Source organism: Enterobacter cloacae complex sp. SYL001, from assembly GCF_049237025.1.
In the GTDB taxonomy this organism is placed as follows: domain Bacteria; phylum Pseudomonadota; class Gammaproteobacteria; order Enterobacterales; family Enterobacteriaceae; genus Enterobacter; species Enterobacter intestinihominis.
The window spans coordinates 51,870-68,407 of record NZ_JBMKJI010000015.1 but is presented as its reverse complement, the minus strand read 5'-3'; the positions used below and the strand labels follow the sequence as shown (position 1 = coordinate 68,407).

At 55.1% G+C, this 16,538-nt stretch carries 20 protein-coding genes; 15 read left to right on the top strand and 5 right to left on the bottom strand.

From position 1 onward, the window contains the following. The first annotated feature begins 24 nt into the window (after positions 1 to 24). The 7 genes from purF (at position 25) to hisP (ending at position 6,549) form a co-directional block, all read left to right on the top strand. The gene (purF, locus tag ACOTZP_RS14665; protein WP_008502595.1) at positions 25 to 1,542 is read left to right on the top strand and encodes an amidophosphoribosyltransferase; all 1,518 of its coding nucleotides are present in this window, start codon (positions 25 to 27) and stop codon (positions 1,540 to 1,542) included. A gap of 89 nt (positions 1,543 to 1,631) precedes the next feature. Then, positions 1,632 to 2,201, top strand: coding sequence for a UbiX family flavin prenyltransferase (locus ACOTZP_RS14660; protein ID WP_015572254.1), 570 nt, complete (start codon positions 1,632 to 1,634; stop codon positions 2,199 to 2,201). Between the two features lie 290 nt (positions 2,202 to 2,491). After that, a complete protein-coding gene (gene argT, locus ACOTZP_RS14655) occupies positions 2,492 to 3,274 on the top strand; it encodes a lysine/arginine/ornithine ABC transporter substrate-binding protein ArgT (protein ID WP_046619057.1) in 783 nt (260 codons plus the stop codon). Between the two features lie 224 nt (positions 3,275 to 3,498). Further along, positions 3,499 to 4,281, top strand: a complete 783-nt coding sequence (gene hisJ, locus ACOTZP_RS14650; RefSeq protein ID WP_003861421.1) for a histidine ABC transporter substrate-binding protein HisJ — start codon at positions 3,499 to 3,501, stop codon at positions 4,279 to 4,281. 88 nt (positions 4,282 to 4,369) lie between these two features. Next, positions 4,370 to 5,056, top strand: a complete 687-nt coding sequence (locus ACOTZP_RS14645) for a histidine ABC transporter permease HisQ (RefSeq protein WP_006811404.1) — start codon at positions 4,370 to 4,372, stop codon at positions 5,054 to 5,056. Beyond that, on the top strand, positions 5,053 to 5,766 hold the full coding sequence (locus tag ACOTZP_RS14640) for an ABC transporter permease (RefSeq protein ID WP_003861424.1): 714 nt from the start codon (positions 5,053 to 5,055) through the stop codon (positions 5,764 to 5,766). The genes ACOTZP_RS14645 and ACOTZP_RS14640 overlap by 4 nt, the downstream gene beginning before the upstream one ends. Positions 5,767 to 5,775: 9 nt before the next feature. Next, complete coding sequence (gene hisP / locus ACOTZP_RS14635) at positions 5,776 to 6,549, top strand: histidine ABC transporter ATP-binding protein HisP (RefSeq protein WP_003861426.1); 774 nt, start codon at positions 5,776 to 5,778, stop codon at positions 6,547 to 6,549. Positions 6,550 to 6,689: 140 nt separating this feature from the next. Here hisP and ACOTZP_RS14630 read toward each other — a convergent pair whose 3' ends face one another. The 4 genes from ACOTZP_RS14630 to yfcG all read right to left on the bottom strand — a co-directional run bounded on the left by ACOTZP_RS14630 (position 6,690) and on the right by yfcG (position 9,224). Next, positions 6,690 to 7,199, bottom strand: a complete 510-nt coding sequence (locus tag ACOTZP_RS14630) for a GNAT family N-acetyltransferase (protein WP_038416458.1) — start codon at positions 7,197 to 7,199, stop codon at positions 6,690 to 6,692. A 44-nt stretch (positions 7,200 to 7,243) separates the two neighbouring features. After that, positions 7,244 to 8,137, bottom strand: coding sequence for a TIGR01777 family oxidoreductase (locus tag ACOTZP_RS14625; RefSeq protein ID WP_023300635.1), 894 nt, complete (start codon positions 8,135 to 8,137; stop codon positions 7,244 to 7,246). A gap of 13 nt (positions 8,138 to 8,150) precedes the next feature. Then, the gene (folX, locus tag ACOTZP_RS14620; RefSeq protein WP_003861432.1) at positions 8,151 to 8,519 is read right to left on the bottom strand and encodes a dihydroneopterin triphosphate 2'-epimerase; all 369 of its coding nucleotides are present in this window, start codon (positions 8,517 to 8,519) and stop codon (positions 8,151 to 8,153) included. Between the two features lie 75 nt (positions 8,520 to 8,594). Beyond that, positions 8,595 to 9,224, bottom strand: coding sequence for a GSH-dependent disulfide bond oxidoreductase (yfcG, locus tag ACOTZP_RS14615; RefSeq protein ID WP_022648841.1), 630 nt, complete (start codon positions 9,222 to 9,224; stop codon positions 8,595 to 8,597). A gap of 140 nt (positions 9,225 to 9,364) precedes the next feature. Between yfcG and yfcF the strand changes: the two genes are divergently transcribed. Genes yfcF through yfcD form a run of 3 tightly spaced genes read left to right on the top strand, consistent with a single transcriptional unit; the run spans position 9,365 to position 11,239 of the window. Continuing rightward, complete coding sequence (gene yfcF / locus ACOTZP_RS14610; RefSeq protein ID WP_023300634.1) at positions 9,365 to 10,009, top strand: glutathione transferase; 645 nt, start codon at positions 9,365 to 9,367, stop codon at positions 10,007 to 10,009. A gap of 56 nt (positions 10,010 to 10,065) precedes the next feature. Beyond that, positions 10,066 to 10,617: a phosphodiesterase gene (gene yfcE, locus ACOTZP_RS14605; RefSeq protein WP_271074636.1), complete on the top strand. Its 552-nt coding sequence runs from the start codon at positions 10,066 to 10,068 to the stop codon at positions 10,615 to 10,617. A gap of 55 nt (positions 10,618 to 10,672) precedes the next feature. Then, positions 10,673 to 11,239 carry an NUDIX hydrolase YfcD gene (yfcD, locus tag ACOTZP_RS14600; protein WP_006811396.1) on the top strand — a complete coding sequence of 189 codons (567 nt, stop codon included), beginning with the start codon at positions 10,673 to 10,675 and terminating at the stop codon, positions 11,237 to 11,239. A gap of 3 nt (positions 11,240 to 11,242) precedes the next feature. Here the strand turns inward: yfcD and ACOTZP_RS14595 are convergent, their stop codons facing one another. Then, entirely contained in the window at positions 11,243 to 12,262 is a 1,020-nt protein-coding gene (locus tag ACOTZP_RS14595) for a LacI family DNA-binding transcriptional regulator (RefSeq protein WP_271074637.1), read from the bottom strand. A gap of 236 nt (positions 12,263 to 12,498) precedes the next feature. Between ACOTZP_RS14595 and ACOTZP_RS14590 the strand changes: the two genes are divergently transcribed. The 5 genes from ACOTZP_RS14590 (at position 12,499) to ACOTZP_RS14570 (ending at position 16,480) form a co-directional block, all read left to right on the top strand. After that, positions 12,499 to 12,942 carry a PTS sugar transporter subunit IIA gene (locus ACOTZP_RS14590; protein ID WP_271074638.1) on the top strand — a complete coding sequence of 148 codons (444 nt, stop codon included), beginning with the start codon at positions 12,499 to 12,501 and terminating at the stop codon, positions 12,940 to 12,942. 79 nt (positions 12,943 to 13,021) lie between these two features. Beyond that, entirely contained in the window at positions 13,022 to 13,294 is a 273-nt protein-coding gene (locus ACOTZP_RS14585; RefSeq protein WP_003861447.1) for a PTS sugar transporter subunit IIB, read from the top strand. A gap of 21 nt (positions 13,295 to 13,315) precedes the next feature. Further along, positions 13,316 to 14,707: a PTS ascorbate transporter subunit IIC gene (locus tag ACOTZP_RS14580; RefSeq protein WP_017383437.1), complete on the top strand. Its 1,392-nt coding sequence runs from the start codon at positions 13,316 to 13,318 to the stop codon at positions 14,705 to 14,707. Further along, complete coding sequence (locus ACOTZP_RS14575) at positions 14,704 to 15,534, top strand: transketolase (RefSeq protein WP_271074639.1); 831 nt, start codon at positions 14,704 to 14,706, stop codon at positions 15,532 to 15,534. Before ACOTZP_RS14580 ends, ACOTZP_RS14575 begins: the two co-directional genes overlap by 4 nt. Continuing rightward, complete coding sequence (locus ACOTZP_RS14570) at positions 15,527 to 16,480, top strand: transketolase family protein (protein WP_038416451.1); 954 nt, start codon at positions 15,527 to 15,529, stop codon at positions 16,478 to 16,480. Before ACOTZP_RS14575 ends, ACOTZP_RS14570 begins: the two co-directional genes overlap by 8 nt. Positions 16,481 to 16,538 lie beyond the last annotated feature (58 nt).

Sequence of the window (16,538 nt, the reverse complement as noted above, 5' to 3'; positions counted from 1 at the left end):
TGTGGCTTAACGAGGAAAAGACGAATGTGCGGTATTGTCGGTATCGCCGGTTTCATGCCGGTAAACCAGTCGATTTATGACGCGTTAACGGTGCTTCAGCACCGTGGGCAGGATGCTGCGGGTATCATCACCATTGATGCAAACAACTGCTTCCGTTTACGCAAGGCGAATGGCCTGGTAAACGATGTGTTTGAAGCCCGCCATATGCAGCGTCTGCAAGGTAATATGGGGATCGGTCACGTTCGTTATCCTACTGCTGGCAGTTCCAGCGCCTCTGAGGCTCAGCCTTTTTACGTTAACTCCCCGTATGGCATCACGCTTGCCCACAATGGCAATCTGACTAATGCCCACGAGCTGCGTAAAAAGCTGTTTGAAGAGAAACGTCGCCACATTAATACCACCTCTGATTCTGAAATCCTGCTCAATATCTTTGCCAGCGAGCTGGATAACTTCCGCCATTATCCGCTGGAAGCAGACAACATTTTTGCCGCCGTTGCCGCGACTAATCGCCAGATCCGTGGCGCGTACGCTTGCGTGGCGATGATTATCGGTCACGGCATGGTGGCCTTCCGCGATCCAAATGGCATTCGCCCGCTGGTGCTCGGCAAACGTGACCTCGGCGATGGCCGTTCCGAGTACATGGTTGCCTCCGAAAGCGTGGCGCTGGACACGCTGGGCTTCGAATTCCTGCGTGATGTCGCGCCAGGCGAAGCGGTCTACATCACCGAGAAGGGCCAGCTGTTTACCCGCCAGTGCGCCGACAATCCGGTGAGCAACCCGTGCCTGTTCGAATACGTTTACTTCGCGCGTCCGGACTCGTTCATCGACAAAATTTCCGTTTACAGCGCGCGCGTCAACATGGGGACGAAGCTGGGCGAGAAGATTGCCCGCGAGTGGGACGATCTCGACATCGACGTCGTGATCCCAATCCCTGAAACCTCCTGTGATATCGCGCTGGAAATTGCCCGTATTCTGGACAAGCCGTACCGTCAGGGCTTCGTGAAAAACCGCTACGTTGGCCGCACCTTTATCATGCCGGGCCAGCAGCTGCGTCGTAAGTCCGTACGTCGTAAGCTAAACGCTAACCGTGCCGAGTTCCGCGACAAAAATGTGCTGCTGGTGGACGACTCCATTGTGCGCGGCACGACGTCTGAGCAGATCATCGAGATGGCGCGTGAGGCCGGGGCGAAGAAAGTATATCTCGCCTCCGCAGCGCCGGAAATTCGCTTCCCGAACGTGTATGGCATTGATATGCCAACCGCTAATGAGCTGATTGCGCATGGCCGTGAAGTGGATGAGATTCGCCAGATCATCGGGGCCGACGGCCTGATTTTCCAGGATCTGAACGATCTGATCGATGCGGTGCGCGCCGAGAACCCGGATATTCAGCAGTTCGAATGCTCGGTATTCAATGGGATCTACGTGACAAAAGACGTAGACCAGCAGTATCTCGACTACCTTGATTCTCTGCGTAACGACGATGCGAAAGCCGTCCAGCTGCAAAACGATCTCGAAAGCTTAGAGATGCACAACGAAGGTTGATGCTCCGGCAAGTGAGGGGGCTCGCCCTCACTTGCAACTCCCCGTAAAATCCTGCACAGTCAGCCCTGAAATCAGCAAGGGCAAAAATCATGAAACGACTCATTGTAGGGATCAGCGGTGCCAGCGGCGCGATTTATGGCGTCCGGCTGTTACAGGTGCTGCGTGACGTTGCAGGCGTAGAAACCCATCTGGTGATGAGCCAGGCGGCGCGTCAGACCCTCTCTCTTGAAACCGATCTCTCTCTGCGCGACGTTCAGGCGCTGGCTGATGTTGTCCACGATGCCCGCGATATCGCCGCCAGCATCTCTTCGGGCTCGTTTAAAACGGCCGGCATGGTTATTTTGCCCTGTTCGATTAAAACCCTCTCCGGTATCGTAAACAGCTATACCGACACGCTGGTGACGCGTGCGGCGGACGTGGTGCTGAAAGAGCGTCGTCCTCTGGTGCTCTGCGTGCGGGAAACGCCGCTGCACCTGGGACATCTGCGTTTAATGACGCAGGCAGCCGAACTGGGAGCTGTGATAATGCCGCCGGTCCCCGCGTTCTATCATCGTCCGCAAACGCTGGACGATGTCATCAACCAGACCGTTAACCGCGTGCTGGATCAGTTCGATATAGACCTGCCGGAAGATCTCTTTACCCGTTGGCAGGGGGCGTGAGGCTGTGCACAAACAAGGTGCATGAAATGACTGTATGCCCTGTTTCAGGGCAAAACTGCAACCGCGATCATATCCTCGACATTTAATTCGCTTTTTCCCTTTTTCTCTTTCCGGTTCGTTCGGCAGACCTGCTATCTTTCACCATTAAGGCAGTATCGCAACGTTTTATTAACATATTTAACGTCGTAGTTTTAACCCGACGACAATGTGGCATAAGACCTGCAAGAGCAGCCTGCAACACAACACACAACATAAACCATAATAAAATCACGGTTCTTGAGGGTAAATGTATGAAGAAGACGGTTCTGGCTCTGTCTTTGCTCGTGGGCTTGAGTGCAGCAGCAAGTAGCTATGCAGCGCTACCACAAACAGTTCGTATCGGTACAGACGCAACCTACGCGCCATTCTCCTCCAAGGATGCGAAAGGCGACTTCGTGGGGTTTGATATCGATCTGGGAAATGAGATGTGCAAACGCATGGAAGTGAAATGCACATGGGTGGGCAGTGACTTTGACGCGCTGATCCCGTCGCTGAAAGCCAAGAAAATTGATGCCATTATCTCTTCTCTCTCCATCACGGAAAAACGTCAGCAGGAGATCGCCTTCTCAGAGAAGCTCTACGCTGCCGACTCACGTTTGATTGCCGCGAAAGGCTCGCCAATCCAGCCGACCATCGACTCGCTGAAAGGCAAACATGTTGGCGTGCTTCAGGGCTCGACCCAGGAAGGTTACGCCAATGCTAACTGGCGCGAGAAAGGCGTCGATGTGGTCGCTTACCAGAACCAGGATCTGATCTACTCTGACCTGGCGGCAGGCCGTCTGGATGCCGCGTTTCAGGATGAAGTCGCCGCGAGCGAAGGCTTCCTGAAACAGTCTGCGGGTAAAGAGTACGCCTTTGCCGGCCCGTCGGTGAAAGACAAAAAATACTTTGGCGACGGCACCGGTATTGGCCTGCGTAAGGATGATACCGAGCTGAAAGCCGCCTTCGACAAAGCGTTTAATGAGCTGCGTAAAGACGGTACCTACGACAAACTGGCGAAGAAATACTTCGATTTCAACGTCTACGGTGATTAATACCTGAATGAGATGCACTGATGTGGTGCATCTTTAGGGGGGGTGTTCCAGTATGGTGCAAGCAATGCACCATATTGGAACGCTGTGTGCATAGTTAAGCATTTTAAATGCAAAAATTCCCGTTCAGAGGCATTAATCTTTGCCTGAGTGAGGGGATTAATGGCACATTAACGGCACCCCGTGGTCGTAAAATCTCGTATTTAGACAGTTTGTTGAGGACAGATATGAAAAAACTGGTGTTGTCACTTTCTCTGGTACTGGCCTTTTCCAGCGCCACCGCAGCATTCGCAGCCATTCCGCAGAAAATTCGTATTGGGACTGACCCAACCTACGCGCCTTTCGAATCGAAAAATGCGAAGGGGGAACTGGTCGGTTTTGACATCGATCTGGCTAACGAGCTGTGCAAACGCATTAAAGCGCAATGTACCTACGTTGAAAACCCGCTGGACGCGCTAATCCCGTCCCTGAAAGCGAAAAAAATTGACGTGATCATGTCCTCCCTGTCTATCACCGAAAAACGTCAGCAGGAGATTGCCTTCACGGACAAACTCTACGCGGCTGACTCACGTCTGGTGGTGGCGAAATCCTCTGACATTCAGCCAACCCTTGAATCTCTGAAGGGCAAACGCGTGGGCGTGTTGCAGGGTACGACGCAGGAAACCTACGGTAACGAGCACTGGGCGCCAAAGGGGATTGAAATTGTCTCTTACCAGGGTCAGGAAAACATCTACGCAGACCTGACGGCAGGCCGTATTGACGCGGCATTCCAGGATGAAGTGGCGGCAAGCGAAGGCTTCCTGAAACAGCCTGTGGGTAAAGATTACAAGTTCGGCGGTCCGTCCATTAAGGACGAAAAACTCTTTGGCGTTGGCACCGGTATGGGCCTGCGGAAAGAAGACAACGAACTGCGTGAAGCCCTGAACAAAGCGTTCGCCGAGATGCGCGCGGACGGCACTTACGACAAGCTGGCGAAAAAGTACTTCGATTTTAATGTTTACGGCGGCTAATCGCCCCGTCTGATAACGTGCGGCCCCTCCCGTTGCGGGAGGGGAAAAGACACGGTTCCACCACTCACGAGACGACAGGGCACGCGGTATGCTGTACGGATTTTCTGGCGTTATTTTACAGGGCGCGCTTGTCACCCTTGAGCTGGCTATCAGCTCCGTGGTGCTGGCGGTGCTGATAGGCCTGGCGGGCGCGGGGGCAAAGTTATCCGCCAACAGACCGCTGGCGCTGATATTTGAAGGCTATACCACGCTGATTCGCGGCGTGCCTGACCTGGTGCTGATGCTGCTGATCTTTTATGGCCTGCAAATCGCACTTAACGGCGTCACGGATGCCATCGGCATGGATCAGATCGATATCGACCCGATGGTGGCCGGTATTATTACCCTTGGTTTTATCTACGGTGCTTATTTTACTGAGACCTTTCGCGGCGCTTACATGGCCGTGCCGAAAGGGCACATTGAAGCGGCGACCGCCTACGGTTTTACCTCCTCACAAACGTTTCGCCGGATCATGTTCCCGGCCATGATGCGCTACGCGCTGCCGGGCATCGGTAACAACTGGCAGGTTATTCTCAAGGCAACGGCGCTGGTCTCCCTGCTGGGTCTGGAAGATGTGGTGAAGGCCACGCAGCTGGCGGGTAAAAGTACCTGGGAACCGTTCTATTTTGCGGTGGTCTGCGGCGTAATCTATCTGGTCTTTACGACCGTCTCCAATGGTGTGCTGCTTCTGCTCGAACGTCGCTACTCCGTGGGTGTGAAGAGGGCTGACCTGTGATTGAGATTATTCAGGAGTACTGGAAATCCCTGCTGTGGACGGATGGCTACCGCTTTACTGGCGTGGCGATCACGCTGTGGCTGCTGATCTCCTCGGTGGTCATGGGCGGCATTCTGGCGGTGTTTCTCGCCATTGGCCGCGTGTCGAACAATAAATTTATCCAGTTTCCGATCTGGCTGTTCACCTACGTGTTTCGCGGTACGCCGCTGTACGTGCAGCTGCTGGTGTTCTATTCCGGAATGTACACGCTGGAGATCGTGAAAGGCACCGAGATGCTGAACGCGTTCTTCCGCAGCGGTCTGAACTGTACGGTGCTGGCGCTGACCCTTAATACCTGCGCCTATACCACCGAAATCTTCGCCGGGGCCATTCGTTCCGTGCCGCACGGTGAGATTGAGGCGGCGCGCGCGTACGGCTTCTCGTCCGTGAAGCTCTATCGCTGTATTATTCTGCCTTCAGCGCTGCGCATTGCGCTGCCGGCGTACAGCAACGAAGTGATTTTAATGCTGCATTCGACGGCACTGGCGTTTACCGCCACGGTGCCGGATCTGTTAAAGATTGCCCGCGATATTAACTCTGCCACCTACCAGCCGTTTACGGCGTTTGGTATTGCGGCAGTGCTCTATTTGATCATTTCTTACGTCCTGATCAGCCTGTTCCGTAAGGCTGAAAAACGCTGGTTGCAGCATATAAAACCGTCGACGCACTGAGAATTTATGATGGCTGAGAACAAATTAAACGTAATTGATTTGCACAAGCGCTACGGCGAACATGAAGTGCTGAAAGGGGTGTCGCTGGAGGCTAACGCGGGCGACGTGATCAGTATTATCGGCTCATCAGGTTCGGGTAAAAGTACCTTCCTGCGCTGCATCAACTTCCTCGAAAAGCCGAGCGAAGGATCGATTGTGGTGAGCGGACAGAACATCAACATGGTCCGTGATAAAGACGGTCAGCTTAAAGTGGCGGATAAAAATCAGCTGCGCCTGCTGCGTACGCGTCTGACAATGGTATTCCAGCACTTCAATCTCTGGAGCCACATGACGGTGCTGGAGAACGTGATGGAAGCGCCGGTTCAGGTGCTCGGCTTAAGCAAGCAGGAGGCCCGCGAGCGTGCGGTGAAATACCTGGCGAAAGTGGGGATCGACGAGCGGCAGCAGATCAAATATCCGGTGCACCTGTCAGGGGGACAGCAGCAGCGTGTTTCCATCGCCCGCGCGCTGGCGATGGAGCCGGAAGTATTGCTGTTTGACGAACCGACTTCCGCGCTGGATCCTGAACTCGTTGGCGAAGTGCTGCGCATCATGCAGAAGCTGGCGGAAGAGGGCAAAACGATGGTGGTGGTGACGCACGAGATGGGCTTCGCCCGTAACGTTTCTAACCACGTTATCTTCCTGCATCAGGGCAAGATTGAGGAGCAGGGGCATCCGGACGAAGTGCTGGCGAACCCGCAAAGCCCGCGTTTGCAGCAGTTCCTGAAAGGCTCGTTGAAGTAGGTTTGGCCTTTCTCCCTCTCCCTGTGGGAGAGGGCCGGGGTGAGGGCATCATGCCGCAGAGCCGCCCAATTGCCCGGTGGCGCTTCGCTTTCCGGGCCTACAAAAACCGTAGGCCGGGCAAACGCAGTGCCGCCCGGCATTCAGACCGCACCACACTCCAGCCGATACACCCAGTCGTCATACCGTACGCCGTTAATCTCGTACGCCTTCTCCAGTACCTGCGTGCGCACAAAACCTGCTTTCTCAAGAACCCGCACCGACCCAACGTTATCCGCCAGCACGTACGCGTTTATCGCCTTCACGCCCGTCTGGTTAAATGCATACTCACACACCGCCCGCAGCGCCTCGCTGGCAATGCCTTTTCCCTGCGCGTCAGGCACAACCGTGTAGCCGATATCCGCCTCTTCACGGTTCGCCGCACTGATTTGCAGGCCGATATCCCCGAGCGGCGTAACGTCGTTATGCAGACGGATCACAAAGACATGCTCCGCCATCAGGCGCGCGGCAAATACGCGGCGCGTCTCTTTTTCAGGCATGATAGCGGCCATATAGCGCATGATGTTGGGGTCTTCGCGCAGAGAGCGAAAGAACGCCCAGTCAGAAGGTTCGAAAGGGGTGAGGTGAAGCCGGGTTGTGGTGATGGTTGCCATAGTTACGCCATATCATCCAGAGATGGCGTATAACTCTAACATATTCACTGCACCACATCCCCCAGCGCCTCTTCCAGGTCATACCAGCGGAACGTAAATCCGGCCGCTTCCAGCCGTTTTGGCAGCGCGCGCTGGCCGCCCAGCACCAGCACCGAAGATTCGCCCATCAACAGCCGAATCGCCGTCGCAGGCACGCGCAGTACCGCCGGGCGATGCAGGGCATGACCCAGGGCGTGAGCAAACTGTTCATTACGTACGGGGTAGGGAGATACCATGTTAAACGGCCCGCGCAGGTCGTTATCCAGCAGCCAGAGAATACCGTTGACCATATCGTCGATATGGATCCACGCCAGATACTGACGACCGTTGCCGATGGGCCCGCCAAGCCCCATTTTAAACGGCGGCAACATTTTACCGAGAATACCGCCTTTCGGAGCAAGCACCACGCCGGTGCGCAGCAGGCAGACGCGGGTGTTATCGCTCTGCGCCCCGCAGGCAATGCGCTCCCACTGGGCGCAGAGTTTATGGGTAAACTCGTTGTGCGGCGGCTCTTCTTCGGTCACCACCACTTCACCGAGATCGCCATAATAGCCTGTTGCAGAGCCGGAAATCAGCACCGAGGGCGGCATCTCGCTGTTACGAATCAGCTCAACCAGCCTTTCGGTCATGTTCCAGCGGCTGCTGCATAAACGCTGTTTTTGCTCTTCGGTCCAGCGTTTATCAGCGATAGGCTCGCCTGCGAGGTTGATGACGGCGTCAAAGCCGTTCAGATCCTGCCGTTCCGCCAGGCCTTTCCAGATCTCAACGCCGGTGCCCAGCACCTGGCGCGCTTTCTCCGGGCTGCGCGTGACCACGGTAATGTCGTGATGCAACGCCTGCAAACGTGGAATGAGATGGCGACCAATCAGCCCCGTACCGCCGGTGAGCAGGATCTTCATACAACCTCCAGGTTTACGCCTGGCGCTGCCAGCTTAACGTCATGGAGACGGAGTCGGCGTAGCGCAGGGCGTGAAGTTTATCGATCTCCACTTCAGCATAAGTGACCCAGTGGTGTTCGCGTGCGATGTCGAGCACATCCTGAGTTAATTTTTCCAGTAGCGCAAAACGGTTGTTCTCAACGTACTGGATGATGCTTTTGGTGATCGTGCGATAGTTCAGCGCGTCATTGATGTCTTCGCTGGCGCGCGCCTTGTCTGCCGGGTAATGGATCACGACATTCACCACGATATCCTGGCGATTCGCGATCTCCTCCTCTTTGATACCAATGAATGTGCGTAAGCGTAGGTTTTTTATACGAATAATAGCGTCATGCTGGGACATTGCAGGTCTTCTCCGTGTCAGTATTTTTACCTCATCATACATGAGGAGAACACCTGCACCCAACGGGGCACAGGCTCAAATCTGATGGATTTTTTGCATGGCGCGTTCGGTTGCCGGGCGGGTCCGGATGCGCTCAAACCAGTTGTTCACCGCCGGATAAGTGGCCAGGTCGATCCGGTGGCGTTCATGAGTGTTGATCCACGGCCAGCAGGCGATATCTGCGATGCTGTAATGCTCACCTCCCAGCCATGGTGATTTTTCCAGCCGACGGTTCAGTACCCCGTACAGGCGCTGGGTTTCGACCTGATATCGCTCAATGGCGTAAGGGATCGTCTGCGGCGCATAGGCGGTAAAGTGATGATTCTGCCCCAGCATCGGCCCCAGGCCGCTCGACTGCCAGAATAACCATTGCAGCGTGTGATGACGCTCGCGCAACTCCCCGCTCAGGAGCTTGCCGGTTTTCTCTGCCAAATAAAGCAAAATCTCTCCGGACTCAAACAGGCTTAACGGTTTGCCCCCGTCAGAAGGCAGGTTATCAATGATGGCCGGAATTTTATTGTTGGGCGAGATGGCCAGAAAAACGGGGCGGAACTGATCGCCTTTGCTGATATCCACGCGAATGATCCGGTAGTCCAGTTCGGCTTCTTCAAGAAAGAGGGTGATCTTATGGCCATTAGGGGTGGGGGCATAATAGAGATCTATCATTCTCAACTCCTGTCAGTGCGAATAGTGTTGCCATGAAAAATCAGTATAGGTGCTTGTTGTAAATCGTGAGTTTTCATCAAGTGACAGCGAGGCAAAGAGATTATATGTTGAGTGAAAACCGATCAGCCGATGAGGATGTTATGAGCCAGCCTGTAATAACGTTGTGGTCCGATGCGAACTTTTTTTCTCCTTATGTCATGAGCGTTTATGTGGCGCTGGCAGAAAAGGGGCTAACTTTTAGTCTGAAAACCGTTGACCTGGACAGCGGCGAACATCTAAAGCCTCAGTGGCAGGGCTACGCGCTCACCCGCCGTGTCCCTGTGCTGGAGATTGACGGTTTTGAGTTGAGTGAATCCTCAGCGATTGACGAGTACCTTGAAGACCGCTTTGCCCCACCAGAGTGGGAACGCATCTATCCTCACGATCTGCAAAAGCGCGCCCGCGCCCGCCAGATCCAGGCGTGGCTGCGTAGCGACCTGGTGCCGATTCGCACAGAACGCTCCACGGACGTGGTGTTCGCTGGCGTCAAAAAGCCCGCCCTCAGCGAGGAAGGCTTATCCAGCGCCCGGAAGCTGATTGATACCGCGTCATCGCTGCTGTCACAGGGTAACCCAAACCTGTTTGGCGAGTGGTGTATTGCCGACACCGATCTGGCGCTGATGCTCAATCGCCTTATCCTCAACGGCGATGACGTCCCACAGCTACTGGTGGATTACGCCACCTTCCAGTGGCAACGCGCGTCGGTACAGCGCTATCTGGCACTCTCTGCTAAGCGCGCGGGCTGATAAGACGGGGCGCTTGAGGTATGATAGGGGCAGTCTGAATTCCCGAGGAGTAACTGATGAAACTGATGTTTGCGTCGGATATTCATGGATCGCTGCCCGCGACCGAACGCGTGTTATCTCTGTTTGCCCAAAGAGGGGCGCAATGGCTGGTGATCCTGGGCGATGTGTTAAACCACGGCCCACGCAATGCGTTGCCGGAAGGCTATGCTCCCGCGCAGGTGGCGGAAAAACTTAATCATTTTGCCTCGCGCATTATCGCCGTTCGCGGCAACTGCGACAGCGAAGTTGACCAGATGCTGCTGCAATTTCCCATCACCGCTCCCTGGCAACAAGTGTTGATGGAAAACAGCCGTTTGTTCCTGACCCACGGGCACCTGTTCGGCCCGGATAACCTGCCGTCACTCGCCGCTGGCGATGTCCTGGTTTATGGTCATACTCATATTCCGGTGGCGGAAAAACGCGGGGCGTTTTACCACTTTAACCCCGGGGCTGTCAGCATTCCTAAAGGCGGTAACCCGGCAAGCTACGGCATGTATGAAGACGGGACATTAAGCGTTATCGCACTTAATGATCAGCAAGTTATTGCGCAGATAGCGATTAATCCGTAAGTTACACCACAACTGCAAACGCGCCGAAAGAGCGCTTAGACGAGAAGGTTTCCCGATGGTGGAGCAGAATCATTTGGCAAGTACTGAGTGGGTTGACATTGTCAGCGAAGAGAATGAAGTGATCGCGCAGGCCAGCCGCGAACAAATGCGTGCGGAGCGTCTGCGTCACCGCGCGACTTACATCGTTGTTCATGACGGCATGGGCAAGATTCTGGTCCAGCGTCGCACCGACACCAAAGATTTTCTTCCTGGTATGCTGGATGCCACAGCGGGTGGCGTCGTGCAGGCCGATGAAGTATTGCTGGATTCCGCGCGTCGTGAAGCGGAAGAAGAGTTAGGTATCGCTGGCGTGCCGTTTGCCGAGCACGGACAGTTTTATTTCGAAGATGAGCATTGTCGCGTCTGGGGCGGGCTGTTTAGCTGCGTTTCCCACGGACCTTTCGCCTTGCAGGAAGAGGAAGTGAGCGAAGTGTGCTGGATGACGCCGGAAGAGATCACCGCGCGTTGCGACGAATTCACGCCGGATTCCCTTAAAGCACTGGCGCTGTGGATGACCCGCAACGCCAAAAACGAATCCGCTAAACCGGAAAATAAGGCGGAAAAAGAGGAAGAGGCTGAGTAAGCCTTAACAGCTTTCCCGCAGACACAGGCTGGACGCGATGGGTTTATGGTCGCGCCAGTCTCCGTCATTCAGACGTTCCAGTAACGCTTTCCCGGCTTCAATCCCAATCTTGCGATGCGGTACTGCCATCGTCGTCAGCGGCGGCTGACAGACGCGGCTGACGTCGCTGTCGCCAAAGCCCACGACCGCTAAATCGTCCGGCACCTTGATGCGCCGACGCTGGCACTCATACAGCGCGCCGCAGGCCAGTTCATCGGACACGCACACCAGCGCATCCAGCTCCGGCCACGCCAGCAGAAACTCCGGCAATTGTGCCGCACCGGTGGAAAAGCTCGGCGGCATGGCGGCATTAATCACTCTGTTTGGCGACAGGTGGTGGCGCAGCATCGCCTTGTACCAGCCCTGCAAATGCTGCTGAAAAATCCACTGCTCCTGGTTAGCGCACAGCAGGCCGATATTCTGATAGCCGCGCTGAATCACCATTTCGGTAAGTTCATACATGGCGGCGACGTTATCAATCCCGATATTCATATCAATAGGATCGGCACGCATTGCACCCATTTCCATCACCGGGATAGAGGCGTTTTTTAGCCAGTGTCGCACGGTGTCGGAGTGCTCGACGCTGAGCAGTATCGCCGCGGCGATGTTCGAGGCCAGCAGCGTTTCAAGCAGTTTCTCTTCCTGTTCAAGACGATGCTGAGATTCCGCCAGCATAATCTGATATCCGGCTGGCTGGAGCACCTGCTGTAGCCCGGCGAACATCTCGGAACAGCCAGCTTCGGAAAGATTGGGTACAACCATCGCAATCGTCCATGACGATGCCGATGCCAGTGCGCTGGCGGCAAGATTGGGCATGTAACCCAGCTCCTGCACCGCGGCTTCAATTTTTTCACGCAGTTTTTCGGAAACCTGTTCGGGCGTGCGGAGGGCACGGGATACAGTCATCGTGCCTACGCCGGCAAGCTGCGCGACATCCGCGAGCGTTACTTTTCCGGTACTGCGCCGTTTTCGGGTTAAAGACATACATCTTCCTGCTGACAGGACGCGATTTAGTTTCATCCTTCATTTTACGTGACAGGCAGTATACGCCTTAAATCCCTTTTTTTGCTGTGATTTCGCACCAGGATAGCAATTTGATAGCGCTATCACAGTTCTGCATGTTAGTCGTTGGTAGCGCTATCTTTGTGATCGCGATCGCAGTCATTAATTGATGGGTTGAATAGAGTTTGCCCATGTCTGGTCTTAAGCGGGAGTGAAAAATGCTCAAAAAGTGGATATATGATACAACCATCATCCTACAGGATAGCGTTAAAAGCTGGCCCCAGGCGCTGGAACTGTGCGCGAAACCGCTGCTGGATTTGCAGGTCATTGCGCCGGAATATGTCACGGCTATCATTGAGCAGCATCACAGGTTAGGTCCCTACTATGTGCTGGCTCCTGGGCTGGCAATGCCACATGCGCGACCGGAAGAAGGGGCGAAAGGACTTGGCCTGTCATTATTAAAACTGAAACAGGGCGTCTCATTTGGTGCTGGTGAGTTTGACCCCGTCGATGTGATTGTGATGCTGGCGGCGCCGGACAAACATAGCCATATCGAAATGATCTCCGCCTTAGCAGAATTATTTTCCAGCGACGAAGATATGGCTGAATTACATCGGGAGAATACGCTGGAGGAGATAAAAACCGTCATCAATCGCTTCTGATTTAATTATTTAATCCGATTCATCTCAACATTACGCGTCAGCGTGATGGGGCGTACTCTACTCAAAAAAGGGGATAACAATGAAAATTATGGCTATTTGCGGCTCCGGCCTGGGCAGCAGTTTTATGGTCGAAATGAATATTAAAAAGGTGCTCAAAAAACTGGAAATTGAGGCAGAGGTTGAACACTCCGATCTCTCCTCGGCCACGCCGGGCGCGGCGGACCTGTTTGTAATGGCGAAAGACATTGCCGCCAGCGCCAGCGTGCCGGAAAGCCAGCTGGTGGTGATCAACAATATTATCGATATCAACGAACTCGAAGCGCAGCTGCGCGCCTGGTTCGAAAGACAATAATCCTGAAAAGGCGAGGTGGATATGTTTATCCTTGAAACGCTGAATTTCGTTGTTGATATTTTAAAAGTCCCTTCAGTCCTGGTCGGGTTAATTGCCCTGATTGGTCTGGTGGCGCAGAAAAAAGCCTTTTCAGATGTGGTAAAAGGCACAATAAAAACCATTCTCGGCTTTATTGTACTGGGCGGCGGCGCAACCGTGCTGGTGGGCTCTTTAAATCCGCTCGGCGGTATGTTTGAGCACGCCTTTAATATTCAGGGCATTATTCCCAACAATGAAGCTATTGTTTCGATTGCCCTGGAAAAATATGGTGCCTCCACCGCGCTCATTATGGCTTTCGGGATGGTGGCGAATATTATTGTCGCGCGCTTTACCCGCCTGAAGTACATCTTCCTGACCGGGCATCACACCTTCTACATGGCGTGCATGATTGGCGTGATCCTGACGGTCGCAGGCTTCGAAGGGGTAGGGTTGGTCTTCACCGGTTCGTTGATCCTCGGCCTGATTATGGCCTTCTTCCCGGCGATTGCGCAGCGCTATATGAAGCGAATTACCGGCAACGATGAGATTGCCTTCGGTCATTTCGGCACGCTGGGCTACGTGCTGTCCGGCTGGATTGGCAGCAAGGTCGGTAAAGGCTCGCGCTCCACCGAAGAGATGAACCTGCCGAAGAACCTCAGCTTCCTGCGCGACAGTTCGATCTCCATCTCACTGACCATGATGATTATCTACCTGATTATGGCGGTGAGCGCCGGGCGTGAGTACGTGGAGGCCACCTTCAGCGGCGGCCAGAACTACCTGGTGTACGCCATCATTATGGCCATCACCTTCGCGGCAGGCGTGTTTATCATCTTGCAGGGTGTGCGCCTGATTCTGGCGGAAATTGTCCCGGCCTTTACCGGCTTCTCAGAAAAACTGGTGCCCAATGCGCGACCTGCGCTGGACTGCCCGGTGGTCTACCCGTATGCGCCAAACGCGGTGCTGATTGGCTTCCTGTTCAGCTTCCTCGGCGGGATTGTAGGCTTGTTCATCTGCGGTCAGTTTAGCTGGGTGCTGATTCTGCCGGGCGTCGTGCCGCATTTCTTCACCGGTGCAACGGCGGGCGTGTTTGGGAACGCCACCGGCGGACGTCGCGGGGCGATGATTGGCGCCTTTGCTAACGGCCTGCTGATCACCTTCCTGCCGGTCCTGCTGCTGCCTGTTCTGGGCGCGATTGGCTTTGCGAATACGACCTTCTCGGACGCCGACTTTGGCGCCGTCGGGATTGTGCTCGGCAACCTGGCGCGCTTCCTGTCGCCGCTTGCCATCACCGGACTGGTTGTTGTGTTGTTTGCGCTGCTGGTGGCCTACAACGTCTTCGCTAAAAACAAACCTGCCAGCGGTAACGCGCAGGAAAACCCCGGAGCCAAATCATGAATGAAAATGAAATAACCGAACTGGCGCGTCAGATCCGCCTTGAGACGCTGAAATCCCTGACGCAGCTGGGTTTTGGTCACTACGGCGGCAGCATGTCAGTCGTTGAAACACTGGCCGTTCTGTACGGCGCGGTAATGAAAATTGACCCGGCCGATCCGGACTGGCCAGAGCGCGATTACTTTGTGCTGTCGAAGGGACATGCGGGCCCGGCGCTGTACAGCACGCTGGCGATTAAGGGCTACTTCCCGATTGAAGAGCTGAGCACGCTAAACCAGAACGGAACGCGTCTGCCAAGCCACCCGGATCGCCTGAAAACACGCGGCGTGGATGTCACCACCGGATCGCTGGGGCAGGGGATCTCCATTGCAGGCGGCATGGCGCTGTCGCACAAGCTGGCAGAAAGGCCAAACCGGGTGTTTTGCATCGTTGGCGACGGGGAGCTGAACGAAGGGCAGTGCTGGGAAGCCTTCCAGTTTATTGCTCACCATCGACTGAACAATCTGACGGTGTTCGTGGACTGGAACAAACAGCAGCTCGACGGCGAGCTGGACGAAATCATCAGCGCCTTCGATCTGGAAGGCAAATTCCGCGCCTTTGGTTTTGACGTAGTGACGGTGAAGGGGGATGACATTCCGGCGCTGCTGGAGGTGACCGCGCCGATCCCTGCGACCGATGCGCGTCCGCGGGTGGTGATCCTCGACAGCATCAAAGGGCAGGGGGTGCCATACCTGGAACAGCTCAGCAACTCGCATCACCTGCGATTAACTGAGGAGAGCAAAGCGGCGCTCAACGAGACGATTCGCCAACTGGAGGCTTCACATGATTAAGGTTGCACCGACAGGACAGAAAGATGCCGTTGAGATGCGTAAGGTCTATGCGGGTTTTGTGGCAAAACAGATTGAGGCCGGGAGCGAGATTATTGCGCTCGAAGCGGATCTGATGAGTTCGATGGCGATGGACGGCGTAGCGCGTGATTATCCACAGCACGTCATCAACTGCGGCATTATGGAGGCCAACGTGATTGGGACGGCCGCCGGGCTGTCGCTCACCGGACGTAAGCCGTTCGTCCATACCTTTACCGCTTTTGCCAGCCGTCGCTGCTTCGACCAGCTGTTTATGTCCCTGGACTACCAGCGCAATAACGTGAAGGTGATTGCCTCGGATGCGGGCGTGACGGCCTGCCACAACGGCGGGACGCATATGTCGTTTGAGGATATGGGCATCGTGCGCGGTCTGGCGCATTCAGTGGTGCTGGAGGTGACCGATGCGGTGATGTTCGAAGATGTGCTGCGTCAGCTTATCGACCTGGAAGGCTTCTACTGGGTGCGGACCATCCGTAAACAGGCGCCGAGCGTCTATGCCCCGGGGTCAACCTTCACCATCGGCAAGGGCAACGTGCTGCGCGAGGGAACCGATATTACCCTGATTGCTAACGGCATTATGGTGGCGGAAGCGCTGGAGGCGGCGCGCCAGCTGGAGCAGGAGGGGGTAAGCGCAGCGGTCATCGACATGTTTACCCTGAAGCCTATAGATCGGATGCTGGTGAAAAATTATGCCGAGAAAACCAGGCGTATTGTGACCTGTGAAAACCACAGCATTCACAACGGGCTGGGGTCGGCGGTGGCGGAAGTGCTGGTGGAAACCTGTCCGGTGCCGATGCGGCGGGTTGGGGTGAAGGAGCGTTACGGTCAGGTAGGCACGCAGGACTTCCTGCAGAAGGAGTATGGCCTGACGGCACATGACATTGTGTCGGCGGCACGTGAGTTGCTGTAATAAAAAAGGCGACCGTTGAATGGTCGCCTTTTTTTGCCGGATGGCGCTTCGCTTATCC